Annotated in this window: 12 protein-coding genes; 5 read left to right on the top strand and 7 right to left on the bottom strand. The window is 51.3% G+C overall.

Annotated elements, in window-relative coordinates; all coding sequences use genetic code 11:
- Positions 1-222: 222 nt before the first annotated feature.
- From ABH899_RS07760 to ABH899_RS07775, 4 genes are all read right to left on the bottom strand, one after another.
- Positions 223-1,233, bottom strand: a complete 1,011-nt coding sequence (locus tag ABH899_RS07760) for an LLM class flavin-dependent oxidoreductase (RefSeq protein WP_369995347.1) — start codon at positions 1,231-1,233, stop codon at positions 223-225.
- Positions 1,234-1,239: 6 nt separating this feature from the next.
- On the bottom strand, positions 1,240-1,536 hold the full coding sequence (locus tag ABH899_RS07765; protein WP_016423983.1) for a DUF3219 family protein: 297 nt from the start codon (positions 1,534-1,536) through the stop codon (positions 1,240-1,242).
- 112 nt (positions 1,537-1,648) lie between these two features.
- A complete protein-coding gene (locus tag ABH899_RS07770; RefSeq protein WP_369995351.1) occupies positions 1,649-2,605 on the bottom strand; it encodes an LLM class oxidoreductase in 957 nt (318 codons plus the stop codon).
- A 276-nt stretch (positions 2,606-2,881) separates the two neighbouring features.
- On the bottom strand, positions 2,882-3,193 hold the full coding sequence (locus ABH899_RS07775; RefSeq protein WP_369995353.1) for an ArsR/SmtB family transcription factor: 312 nt from the start codon (positions 3,191-3,193) through the stop codon (positions 2,882-2,884).
- Between the two features lie 451 nt (positions 3,194-3,644).
- On the opposite strand from ABH899_RS07775, the gene ABH899_RS07780 reads away from it, so the two are divergent.
- Positions 3,645-4,082 carry a hypothetical protein gene (locus tag ABH899_RS07780; RefSeq protein WP_369995355.1) on the top strand — a complete coding sequence of 146 codons (438 nt, stop codon included), beginning with the start codon at positions 3,645-3,647 and terminating at the stop codon, positions 4,080-4,082.
- Positions 4,083-4,145: 63 nt separating this feature from the next.
- Here the strand turns inward: ABH899_RS07780 and ABH899_RS07785 are convergent, their stop codons facing one another.
- Positions 4,146-5,069, bottom strand: coding sequence for a S66 peptidase family protein (locus ABH899_RS07785; RefSeq protein ID WP_369995357.1), 924 nt, complete (start codon positions 5,067-5,069; stop codon positions 4,146-4,148).
- Between the two features lie 332 nt (positions 5,070-5,401).
- Here ABH899_RS07785 and ABH899_RS07790 point away from each other — a divergent pair, with 332 nt between their 5' ends.
- A complete protein-coding gene (locus tag ABH899_RS07790; protein ID WP_369995358.1) occupies positions 5,402-5,866 on the top strand; it encodes a DUF6884 domain-containing protein in 465 nt (154 codons plus the stop codon).
- Between the two features lie 299 nt (positions 5,867-6,165).
- Here ABH899_RS07790 and ABH899_RS07795 read toward each other — a convergent pair whose 3' ends face one another.
- The gene (locus tag ABH899_RS07795; protein ID WP_369995360.1) at positions 6,166-7,998 is read right to left on the bottom strand and encodes a UbiD family decarboxylase; all 1,833 of its coding nucleotides are present in this window, start codon (positions 7,996-7,998) and stop codon (positions 6,166-6,168) included.
- Positions 7,999-8,315: 317 nt separating this feature from the next.
- Here ABH899_RS07795 and ABH899_RS07800 point away from each other — a divergent pair, with 317 nt between their 5' ends.
- Positions 8,316-8,765, top strand: coding sequence for a FixH family protein (locus ABH899_RS07800; RefSeq protein WP_009674918.1), 450 nt, complete (start codon positions 8,316-8,318; stop codon positions 8,763-8,765).
- A 75-nt stretch (positions 8,766-8,840) separates the two neighbouring features.
- Here the strand turns inward: ABH899_RS07800 and ABH899_RS07805 are convergent, their stop codons facing one another.
- Positions 8,841-9,440 carry a biotin transporter BioY gene (locus tag ABH899_RS07805; RefSeq protein ID WP_369995363.1) on the bottom strand — a complete coding sequence of 200 codons (600 nt, stop codon included), beginning with the start codon at positions 9,438-9,440 and terminating at the stop codon, positions 8,841-8,843.
- A gap of 118 nt (positions 9,441-9,558) precedes the next feature.
- Between ABH899_RS07805 and ABH899_RS07810 the strand changes: the two genes are divergently transcribed.
- Positions 9,559-10,470: an energy-coupling factor ABC transporter ATP-binding protein gene (locus tag ABH899_RS07810; protein WP_369995365.1), complete on the top strand. Its 912-nt coding sequence runs from the start codon at positions 9,559-9,561 to the stop codon at positions 10,468-10,470.
- Positions 10,451-12,424, top strand: coding sequence for an ATP-binding cassette domain-containing protein (locus tag ABH899_RS07815; RefSeq protein WP_369995367.1), 1,974 nt, complete (start codon positions 10,451-10,453; stop codon positions 12,422-12,424). Before ABH899_RS07810 ends, ABH899_RS07815 begins: the two co-directional genes overlap by 20 nt.
- Positions 12,425-12,439: the final 15 nt, after the last annotated feature.

A 12,439-nucleotide genomic window follows, 5' to 3' on the forward strand; every position in this document is an offset into this window, starting at 1 on the left:
AATAGCGCGAAGTTGCAATTCTCAAGAGCAAACCCAATGAATAACGAAAAATTGAATAGGTTACATAAAAAAAGTCCCGATTGCCGAAAAACCTATAGCCATAAAATTGGAACAACTAATTCAATAATTCTCTAAACCCGAAGGATGTTCCTGTCTTACGATTAAGATATCCATCGCCCCTGCTTCATTCCACTCCTGAATTTGATCGGCTACTTTCCCTATTCAAAGGTTTTCTTTCGAAAATATCTCTTTTGCAATTAGTTTATATGATTGAATCCGATCTTTCGGAGAGTGCGTAATTGTGTTGATCATGATTTCATCTGCTTGATACTTAGTTTGTAACTCCATTAACTTCCGTTTCAGCTCATGAGGATTGCCGATGATCATGTTCTGTTTCATTTTGTTTAACGAATCCTTTTCTTTTTCAGTTATCTTGTATTGCTTAGCTTCTTTAACCGAGGGAACACGTTGATGTCCCTCCCCTTTATCTGTTTGCAAAGACCAGATGAGAAAGCTTTCTGCAATTTCTTCTGCTTGTTCCGTAGTTTCTCCACAAATGGCTGAAACAGTTACGATGACTTGTGGAGTCTGTGCTTCCTTTCTTGGTCTAAAAGCATCCCTATATGCCTGGATGATAGCTATCCCATCATTGTCGCTCATAAAATGACCAAAAGTATACGACATGCCATTTCTTGCTGCAAGTAGCGCACTTTTTTCACTTGTGCCAAGAAGCCAAGGCACAGGCGAATTTTCAGGTATGGGAGAAGCGGAAATCTTCGAATACTCGTGATCTGCTGAAAAATCATCCTCTAAAAAATGGAGTAATTCTTTCATTAAAGCAGGTAACTCCCAAACTTTTTGCAAAAAGTTGTCAGATAAAGCGTTCGTCGCTTCAGCTGATCCACCTGGCGCTCGTCCTATCCCCAGGTCAATCCGATGCGGAAATAGAGTAGCTAACATATTAAATACTTCTGCAACTTTATAGGGTCGATAATAAGGTAACAAAACAGCCCCAGAGCCAATTCGAATTCGATTCGTGTTAGCCCCGATATAACTTAACATCACTTCAGGTGCAGAGCAGGCAAGTCCAGGTAAATCATGGTGTTCGGCAATCCAATATCTTGTATATCCTAGTGCTTCTCCAGCTTGCGCTAACTTCATTGATTCAATCAATGCATCATTAGCTGTTTGATTTGAAGATATGGGGGATTGATCTAATATACTTAATCTCATTACAACTCAGCCCTTTGCTCCATGACCTACTTCCATCAAAGTCAATTTATATTGTCCGACTTGGTCCTTTACGTACAAATTAGTAATGGAAGTAGAATACTCATGAATGGTTCCCCTAAATGTTAAGTCTCTCTCGGGAATCTCCACGTCAAATGTTTCGCTATAGAGCAAAGTAGAAATGTCATGATAATCTTCACTTGTTACGTTAAAATCAACTGAAACTTTATACAATCCATTTGTTTTTTCTTCCTGATAACTACTTAAATAAATCAAAGTGCCATTTAAGAACATCTTTTTCACCAAGAAAAACACTCCTTTTAACATTAAATTGAAACTGAACATTATATGTGTTTTCTGTTATATACACATATAATGTCCAGTTGAGCCTGTAGCCTTTTTATCGTGCCGAAAAACTTTATACTTCTTTATTGGATAATGCCGGGAAGAATGGAACCACTTCCTCCCCTAATTCTTGGATTACCTCTTCAACCGGCCGCTGACCATATTTCAAGTTGAACCCAAGATGGTTTACACCGATTTCTTTTAATGCATTGAGGTAGTCAATTAAAAATTGATGTCCAGTTCTGAATCCTAAGTGTATAGGAGAGGGATCTTCATTGGGGTTCTCTGATAAATCTATATATAAAGACTGACTAAAAGGCTTAAATATATTTGTTAATGTACGCCATTCTTTAATAAGCGCAGCTTGATTATTTATATTTCGTGGGTAATAAAACCAGCCGTCACTGTTTTCTGCTATCCATTTTGGCGTCTGCGTCGAATGACCCGTTACCAAAATTGGAATATCTTTTAATTCCGGTTTGGGTAACAAATCTCCACCCTGAAGGTTCAGACGTGGTGAATAAATTTCCGGAAATTCTTCATTCCACACTTTTCTCATGACATGCAAAGATTCTCGAAATAAATTACTCCGTTGTTCCCGGTCTACTGAAAACGCTGAAAACTCGCTAGGGCGATCACCCGTAGCAATTCCAAGAACAAGTCGTTTCCCAGAAATTCGATCAACAGAAGCTGCTGCTTTTGCCACGTGCAGTGGATGGCGTAGCGTTGTGACAATACTTGCGGTACCCAATGAAATCTGTTTTGTATGGGCAGCCAAGTAACCAAGAAAAACCCATGGATCGTATAGCTGTCCTGCATCTCCAAAACTTGGGACATTTAACGGCACATCTCTAACGAATAATGAAGCAAAGCGTGTTTCTTCTGCCTTTTTTGCCAAGTTCATTTGATGTTCCAAATCCATCTCCGGGATACTTCCCGTATAAGACTCTAAAGGGAAATGCAACCCGAGAGTAAGTTCCTTCTCTTTAAACATGTTTGAATAGCCTGTATGTGAAGCAAATTTATCCATTTTTCTTATCCTCCATTACGAATTGATGATATGAAACGAAATAACAATATGCACTCTACCACATTAATATATTGTGATATATCAATATATTAAGTGTAAATAAAAGAGGACGTCACTATATGATTCCAACCAAGGACCCCCAATTACAGCACCAAATTTTGTTTTTTCATTACTCATTATTTATACTCCCTTCTAATGATAGAATTATATTGTTATATTGCAAATTGTGAATATTTTCTCCGAAAAAAATACTGAAAACAGATTTGAAACCTGGATTCAGTCTTTTTTTATTTCTTTTTTCAAAAATAACCCTACTTGATTAATTGCATCTTCGTTTCTTCTGTAATAAGTCCATTTACCAATGCGAGTAGCTGTAATTAGACCAGCTCGTTGCAATATTGCAAGGTACTGAGAGGCTGTCGACTGATTCATACCTAATTTCTCCGTGATTTGACTTACACAGACCCCAATTTCTTCAAGATCAATCCCTTCTTGGGGAGAGAAATATACTGCAGGATTCTTTAACCATTCTAAGATTTGCAAACGCGCCTCATTTGATAATGCTTTAAATACTTCAATTTGCTCCATAGAGACATATTATACTAACATATTGTAATTTGTCAATGTGATGTGCTGTAAAAAGTTATCACCATAGCTCTTCAGTAGACAAATGAACGATCCTTTATTCCAACAACGATCACTAATGTGATAAAGCCGGTAAGAAAGTGGATATCGATGTCATGCCCATAGAAGCCATAAATACAAATAATGACGCGATTAGAGGCATTAACGGCCCGTGTAAAAGAAAAACGGACAATGTTGAAACACTACTAATACAAGAAAGAATTAATGCAAGAATAAGAAAACTGCGTTCTGCCTTCAAGTGATTGAGCCGCCCAACAACCTGGGAACCAAGAATTAGACCAACTGCATTTATCGCAAGTAAAGCCGAATACATTTGAGGTGAAACACCATAAATATTCTGATATACTGTACCGATAACAAGCTCCGCTTTAGAGCATACGGGCTCTGGAGAAATATGGCCGGAATTGATTCCATACAACCTGAAGTGGATGAAGAAGCTCAAGATTATATCAGCATAGAAGATGAGGAAAATATCCGCTTGGTGTTAAAGTATTTTAATTATACGATGTTATTTATAGCCGATGAACCCGAAAACCAGCAGACCAAAAACTTTACGCTCAAACAATACGTGGATTCTGTCAAAAAGAAGGCGGCCATTTCTAACGATGATATCCTGGATGAAAAACAAATAAGTGTGTTTGGACATGACGCTGTGCAATTGACTTACAAGAATCATCTAGATTGGGACAGCAGAATTGATACGCTTATCGTATTCAAATCGGACGCCCAATTTTTTACCATCAGGAATTCATCCTATACGGTTACTTATAAAAGTTCACTGGAGAATTTTCAGCAATTAATGGAGACGATGAAATTTAACGAAAAGCTGTAGATACTGTGAAACAACTTGAAAAAACTCACCCCAGCCTTTGCGGCGGAGTGAGCTTTTTTACGTTCAATACCTGACAGCCGCCTCCAGCAGCGTGAGTGTTGCGGCCGACGCGTTCAAATTCACATTGGCGCCGATCGGGATGGCGGCTTTGTAGAGGCCGTGAGCGGAGGCAAGGTTGGTCAGCATCGGTTTTCCCAAGGGGACGATCACTTCGCTGATCAGGTCCTCGTACGTCTTGCCGTAGGCGGCCTCGCAGTTGGTGCATTCGCCCATGACGATACCGGCGCAAGCCTGGAGTTTGCCGGCCAACCGAAGCTGTTCGACATAGCGGTACACGGTGTTGACCGGCTCGTGCGTTTCTTCCAGGAGCAATATTTTTCCCGTGGTGTCGACTTCAAACGGCGTTCCCAGCGATCCGACCAGGGAGGTGAGGTTCCCTCCGATAATCGGGCCGGAGACGTTGCCGGGGACTCGCCCAATTAAAGGGATGCCCGGAGGGTTCGCGATGGGGCGTGGAGCCGCAACAGATGAGGTCGCCGTGAAAAATTGCTCGAAGTTGTACGGCGGCGTGTCCGGCCTGAAGTCGATGAGCAGCAGGCTGTGAAACGTAATCAGGTCCGCCAGCTTATAGAGGGCGTTGAGCAGGACGGTAATGTCGCTGTAGCCCGTCACGATTTTGGGATTTTGCCGGATAAAAGCATAATCCAGGTACGGCAGGATGTCCGCGACGCCTACGCCGCCTCTTGTCGGCAGGATCATTTTCACGCGGGGATCGGCGTAGACCGACATAAAATCTTCGGCGCGTTCCCGGTCCGTTCCGGCGAGATACCCGTTTGCGGAGTACACGTAACGGCCCAGAAGAACGTTTAGCCCCAAGCTTTGCAAATAGGCAATCCGTGCCTGAATGGTTTCGGCGCTCAGCGGACTGCCCAGGGTGACGATTCCGACCGTATCGCCGGGCAGCAGTGCGCCTGGCTTGATCGCCATAGAACCGCCTCCTTTCCCGCTCGTTTATTACTAACGTATGAGTGAGGGAGAGGGAATAGGCTAGTAACTTGGGCGCAGCCGTAGGTTTACATTCGAGCGATAGAGGCCCCGCGCCCCCTAGGCCTCTGACGCTGCATCTTGCACGGCGTCTACACGCGTCGAGAAGACCGCTGTGCGTTTCTGTACAATATGGCGAAACGTAAATTCCATCTGTCTCTGTACCTTTGTCTCTGTACGGGTTAATTCGCCCGATCCGATCCGGTTTCGGGAGCGCCGGCAGATGATCTCTGATACACTTAAGGCAAACTCACTTGAATGGAGAAGCCCAGATTATGCAATCCGATACCCTATGCATTATCCCTCCCGGCAAAAGAAAAATATGGGACCGGGATGCGACCCACGGACCGGCATCGGCGAGAGACGCTTACACCGGGGCCCTGAACCGGAAAGCGCGTGCCTACGCGGAAGCCAGCGGCTGCGATTGGGTCATTTTATCCGCTAAATACGGCTTCCTGATGCCTGCGGATACGGTGCCCGGCAATTACGACACGGCTTTCGGAGCCGTGAATGCCGGCATCATCTCTTCGGATGAACTGGCCCGGCAGTGGGTAGAGAAAGACCTTCACACCTACAGCCGGGTTGAAGTGCTCGGCGGTAAGAAGTTCCGTCCGATTATCGGGGCGCTGGCAGGTTCGGCAGCCGTTTATTTTCCTCTCGAAAACAGCCGCGGAATCGGGGATATGCTGCACTTGCTCGATGCTTGGACAGTACGGATGCTGAAAACGGATGACGAATGACGCGGACGTGGAATGAAAGGTTCTATGAACGATTAAGGCGATGGCGTGCGCATCGAAATAAACCGAAGATTAAAGCCGGCCGAATACGGTTGAGTTGTCAGTCAAACCCATAGGTTCCCTTCTGAAAATAAAAACCACCACAGGCCCTGGCCTGTGGTGGTGCACACAAAAGGTGTTTCGCTGTATGTCGGCGGTCGGTTGACCACCCTGCTTGCAGCTTATATGCTGCCTAAGGCCGTGTGAAATCCGATACGGCTTTCAGCTGCGGTCGCATGAACAGTTGAACTTGCTTTTGCCGCTCAGCCTTTCAACACTCCGCCCAAGCTTGCTCCCGGGGCAAACAGCCGCATGATATTCTTCTCGACCTCGGGGTCGGGAACGAGAGGCGGAGCCTGATGCGGCTTGACGCGCGCGTCGATGATGACGTTGTCGCAGGCCCAGTGCTTGTACTCGTAGGCGCTGTTCACGCCGTACATATCGTGCGACGGGTTGCTGCGCGTAAACGTGGCCCACAGAAAATTGGCGAAGTCCGCGCTCAGGAACTCGCTGTCGTCGCACAAAACGATCATCGGGCAGCCTGGAAGCGGGCCTTTGCCCGCAATGGCGCCGCACAGATGTTCCAGCTCCTGCGAAGCCTTCTCGTATGTCTCGAAGGCAGGTCCCCGCATCGCGACAACGCCCGGCATGACGAGCCTCGCCTCTGCGAACGGAGATAGTTCCGTCAGAGCAGGGGGAACTTCCGTGCACAAGTCCCTTTTCTTATCCCCATAAGCGGCAAAAAGCACCTTGCTTCCGGTATTCAGGCCCGTACCCGAATAATCGAGCGTATCGATCGTGGTGTTCGTGTAAAAATGAATGTCGCGCCTCAGATCGATCCGTTCGAGGATATAGGCGAGAAAATCTTTTTCTTTATGGGTATCGAGCGGCTGCTTGTCTTCCGCCGTCATAAACAAATACTTGGCGAGGCTCAGCTGACCTGTGCCGAGCACCCGGTTGGCCAGAGTAAGAATTTCCGCAGGCTGCTTGACCTGCTGATAAGGCGTATACCGTTCGCTGCCGATCGCAAACAGAAGCGGATGCACACCCGCCGCATCGACGGCATGAACTTCTTTGACGCCGGGAATCTCCTGCTTGATCGCATCCCCCGTCAATTCGTGGATGAGCTCGCCGAATGAGGTGTCCTCCTGGGGAGGACGCCCGACAACGGTAAACGGCCAGATGGCGTTTTCCCGGGCGTACACTTTGTGCACGCGGAGAACCGGGAACGGATGCGTCAGGCTGTAGTAGCCGAGATGGTCGCCGAAAGGGCCCTCCGGTTTCGTTTCGCCGGGATGAATTTCCCCGGTAATGACGAAATCCGCATCGTGGCTGATGCAGTAGCCGTCCGCATAGCTGTAGCGGAAGCGGCGTCCGGCAAGAAGGCCGGCAAACGTCATTTCGCTCAGGCCCTCCGGCAAAGGCATAACCGCCGACAGCGTGTGAGCGGGAGGCCCGCCTACAAAGATGCTTACTTTTAAAGGAGCGCCCTGCTTGTTGGCCTTATCCTGATGAATGCCGATGCCCCGGTGAATCTGGTAGTGGAGGCCGATCTCCTTGTCCGTTTCGTAATCGTTGCCGGTGAGCTGGACACGGTACATCCCCAGATTGGAGTTCATGATGCCCGGTTTCTCCGGGTCCTCCGAATAAACCTGCGGCAGGGTGACGAAAGCTCCGCCGTCCATGGGCCAGTGCTGAATCAGGGGAAGATCGGAAATCGAGATTTCCCTGAAGCCCGCGGGAAGGCCGGATTTTTTTAACGGAAGAGCCTTAAAAGCGGCCAGGCCGTTGCCCGCGGTTTTGAACGGCTGCTTAAGCGCCTTGACGGGATCGTTGCGGAGGGCGATGATGTTTTCGGCATCCTGCCATGTATGTCTGAAAATAAATTTGCTTCGTTCCAGCGTGCCGAACAGGTTGGAAACCGCCTGGAATTTCGAGCCTTTTACCTTTTCGAACAGCAGGGCGGGACCTCCGGCTTCATAGACTTTTAAGTGAATGGCCGCCATTTCCAGGTAAGGATCGACTTCTTCTTTGATGCGGATCAGGTGTCCGTTTTTCTCCAAATCAGCTATGCAGTCTTCTAAATGGGCGTACATGGTCGATAGTCTCCGTTCTCTTGAGGTCGGCTGTTTACGCGAGAGACGCCAGCCTTTAAAATCAGTTAAAGCCAATTTCGCGCGGGTGTCAAATGAATCCGTCCGGATTTACGGAAACGGGAGGAAATAGTACCTTTTCATCTAGGTTTAAAGTTTTTTTGTGTTTGCTGTAATAAAAGTCGTTACGTGTAACATTTTGTAAAAAAAGCTTGTTTAACGTGCTTAAATCTCCTATTCTAAAAGAGTGAGAACGCGTGGATACGAATAGAAGGTTACCGCGGCCCGTCAAGCTAAACGGATAACCGGAGGCGTCTACTATGAAAAAAATACTCGCATTAACGTTACTGGCCGCTTCACTGGCGCTATCGGCCTGTTCGCAGACGGCAAACACTTCGGGCGGGACCAAGCAGGAGTCCGCAGAGAAGCTAACCGTGACCATTATGGCGCCGGAAAAAGTGCCGCTGAACCAGGAAACCGTTCTGAAGGTAGAGGTCAAGCAGGGCCAGGAGCCCGTCAAAGATGCGGGAGATATCCAGTTCGAAATCTGGAATATCAAGAACGTCGACACCGCCGTAAATGTGGTTGCAACCTACGAGGACAAGGGGGTCTATAGCGTAAAAAACACGTTTAAAGAGGACGGGATTTATTTTGTCCGGACTCATGTAATCGCTCGTAATCAGCACATCATGCCCAAGCAGAGAATTATTGCCGGCAACGTGTCCGATGAAGAGATCAAGACGTTTGAAGAGAACACGAAGAAGAAATAGCAGCGCACGTAAAAAAGCCGGATCTGCGGAAGCAGACACGGCTTTTGCTGTGAAACGCGGGGGCTTAGGCACCGCTTATCTGGAAGCCCATGCGCTCTCCGCACCGACCAGACGGGAAACGGGATACATTCTCCGGACGGGAAGGACGATCAAAGCCCCGATAAACGCTTTTACGGCATCGCCGGGGAGATAAGGAATGCAGCCGACGGACAAAGCCTTCGTCAGGGTCATGTTGGAAACGACATGGGCCATCCAAGGAACGCCGGTAACGTACAGCAGCAGCGAGCCGAATACGAAGAGAGTCAAGAAAATAAGCACGAATGCGATGACTCCGCTGCCTTTGATGCGCGGAACAAGGAGGCCGATGAACAGAGCGGCGAAAGGGTACGCCCAGATAAACCCGCCCGTCGGACCGAGTACCAGGTCCAGTCCTCCTCTTCCGTGCAAGAGCGGAAGCCCGAGAGCCGTTAAGCCTACTACAAGGGCGATGCTGAAAAAGCCGTAGCGGGCGCCCAGCAGAGCCCCTGCGAGCATGATGGCGAAATTCGCCAGCGTAAAAGGCACCTGCGAAAAACCGAATTGAATATTAACGAAGCTTAGCGCGACAAGCAGTGCCGCAAACATGGCGCTGAACGTAATCCCGCGGACGGTGAATGACGAACGTTTCAATTGCATCTTCTCCAATCATTTGTTAACTTTGTATTATGTATTTCGGTTGACAATCCGCATTGTAGCACAGCGGGGGCGGTTTTGTGAATAGGTTTGTGAACAGGCTGGAGGTATTTGCACGGAAATGGAAAACGATCACGAGAAACATACGCAATCTCCCTATAGAATGCACGAAGTGTCCGTCATAAAAAGAGGAGAGCCGGCGGAGGGCGTCTCAGCCGCGGATCAAACACTTCTGAACGAAATAAATATAGAGCTGCATAAAGGCGAATGGCTCGCCGTCGTCGGCCGCAACGGCAGCGGCAAGAGCACCCTGGCAAAAGTGATGGCCGGGCTCATTCCGGCGGCGGGCGGTTCTATCGAACCCGGCTGGACGTCCGGGGAGCGGATGCGCATGGTACTGCAAAATCCGGATACCCAGCTTATCGGCGAGACTGTGTACGAAGATGTATGCTTCGGAATGGAAAACGCCGGAATAGATCCCGAACGAATGCCGGAAACAGCCCGTCATGTATTGGGACTCGTCGGTTTGGCGGATAAACGCGATGATAGCTGCGAAGCTTTATCGGGCGGCCAGAAGCAGCTGACGGCTGTGGCGGGAGCGCTGGCTGTCGGCGCTTCCGTTCTGCTGATGGATGAAGTGACTTCAATGCTGGATTCCTTTTCGCGCAGCATGGTGCTCGGCGCGCTTTCGCAGCTTCACGGGCAGGGCGTGACCATCGTCTGGATCACCCAGAGGCTGGATGAACTCGCTCTCGCGGACAGGGTTATCGTTGTGGACGAAGGGAAGATCGCCTATTCGGGCGATGTGCGGAATTTTTTCTACGGAACATCGTCTGAAGACGGCTCTTGGGTCAAAATCGGGGCAAACAGGCCAGCTTCTTCTCCTTGTCTGGAGCTGGGATACGAGCTCCCCTACACGGTAGAGGTCGCAAGGGAGCTACACAGGCTGGAAGCCCTCGGCCTTGAAGAGCGGCCGGTAACGCCGGGCGAATTGATGGAGGTTTTGAACCGATATGGACTGCCTGCACGTTAAAAACCTTTCGAAAACCGTCGGCGGGCAGGACGCTACTTTTGCCGTCCGGGACGTATCCTTCACGGCAGTTCCCGGAGAGATCACGCTGCTCATCGGCCGAAGCGGAGCGGGCAAATCGACGCTGCTGGATATGCTGGGAGGGCTGTCCGTTCCGGACGGGGGCGTCATCCGGTACGGGGATACCGGGCTGTGGCCGGGCAGCAAACAAAGCGTCAGGGAGGCGAGGCGGAAGCTGGCGCTTGTTTTCCAACACCCGCACGAGCAGCTTTTCGCGGCAACGGTCCGGGGGGAGTTCCACTATACGCTGAGACCGTTCAAGCTGAGCGGGGAGGAGCGGGAAGCCCGCATAGCCGAGGCGCTGGAGCTGTTCGGCCTCGGCCCGGAGCTGCTGGACGAGCGCCCTCACGAGCTCAGCGGCGGTACGCAGCGCAGAGCTGCCCTCGCGTCCGTCTTCGCGTCCCGGCCCCGCTGGCTGCTGCTCGACGAGCCGACGGCGGGCCTCGACCACGAGGCGGCCGCGAGGCTCACCGACACGCTGCGCAGCTGGACGCGGCGGACGGGCGGCTGCGCGCTCGTCGCGACGCACGATCTCGATGCGTTCCTGCCGATGGCGGACCGCATCGTGATGCTCTCGCAGGGTACAGTCGTGCACGACTGTACCCCTGCGGAGCTGGCTGCGCGTCCCGCTATGCTGGGGGACGCGGGGCTTCTGCCGCCGGAAGCGCTGGCGCTCGGCAGCCTGCTTCGCCGGCACGGCGTGGACGTGCCGGCAGGGCTTCCCGCGCCGGAGGAGACGGCGCAGGCGATCGCCGCCGCGCTGGCGGCAGGGGCGCGGCGCGGGCAAGGCGCGGACGCGGCGGCGGGGCTTTCCGCGCCGGAGAAGCGGCTAAGCGCCGCGGCCTCCGCGGATGCGCCCGCGAGCCCCGGCAGCGCGTCCCGCGACGCCGTGCTTTGCGGCAGCCTTGGCGCGTCTGCCGCATCCGGCAGCCCGCCAACCTTCGCTTCCGGCAGCGCGACCGCCCCGGACGGCGCAGTTTCAGCCGGCCCGTATGAATGCGGCATACCGGCCGGCTCGCCTGCTATCGAGGTTGACTCGTCTGCCGCCGAGACCGTACAGGCAGGCACATCGGCCGATGACCGGTCTCCGTCTTCCGGCAGCGGCCTATCCCCGGCAATGGAGCCCTCTCCGCCCGCCCTGCCGATCGGACGCCGTTTCGATCCCCGAACCTTCTGGATCGGGTATGTGCTTTTGTCGGCGGGAATCCTGCTGCAAAAGTCGCTGATCGGCCTGGCTGTGTCCGCGGCAATAACCGCGGCGGCCGTTCTGTTGTCGCAGGTCCCCTTCAGAGCCGTCTGGAAGCCTCTGCGCGCTTTTCTGATTTTTACGGGTCTGTCGGCCGTAATCGCCGGACTGACGATTGGGGCCGGTCAAGGTGAAAGTCCGATAGGCTTCAACCCCCAGGCGGCGCTTGCGGCGGTCCGGGCGTTATCGAACCTGATGCTGGTGCTTGTCCTGGGCGTCCTTTTTCCGCTTACGGTGGGCTATTTGCGGATGAAGCAGGGTGTGGAGCAGGGGCTGGCCGTTCTCGCGGGGCTGAAGTTCCCGGTGGAGGCCGTTGCGCTGACGGCTTCGCTTATGTTCCGGTTTATTCCGCTTATCGGCGGGCAGTGGAACCGGTTCGGCCGTATCGCAAAAGCGAGGGGACAGGGGCGCAGCGGCAAAAGCGGGCTAGGGCTAGCCGAGTTTCGGATTATGGCGCTGCCGTTCATGTTCTCTCTGATCCGTATGGCCGACGAGTTCTCGACGGCTTTGGAGATCAGAGGCTACAGCCGGACGGGAGGCAGAAGGACCCGAAGCCGGACACTACGGATGCAAGCTCGCGATTATGCCGCGATGGGTGTTTTTCTACTCGTATTTCTCTGCCTGGCCGTCCTGTCCGACACACTCGGATAAACCGCCGGCTTTCCG

Source organism: Paenibacillus sp. RC84, assembly GCF_041260495.1.
Lineage (GTDB): Bacteria > Bacillota > Bacilli > Paenibacillales > NBRC-103111 > Paenibacillus_F.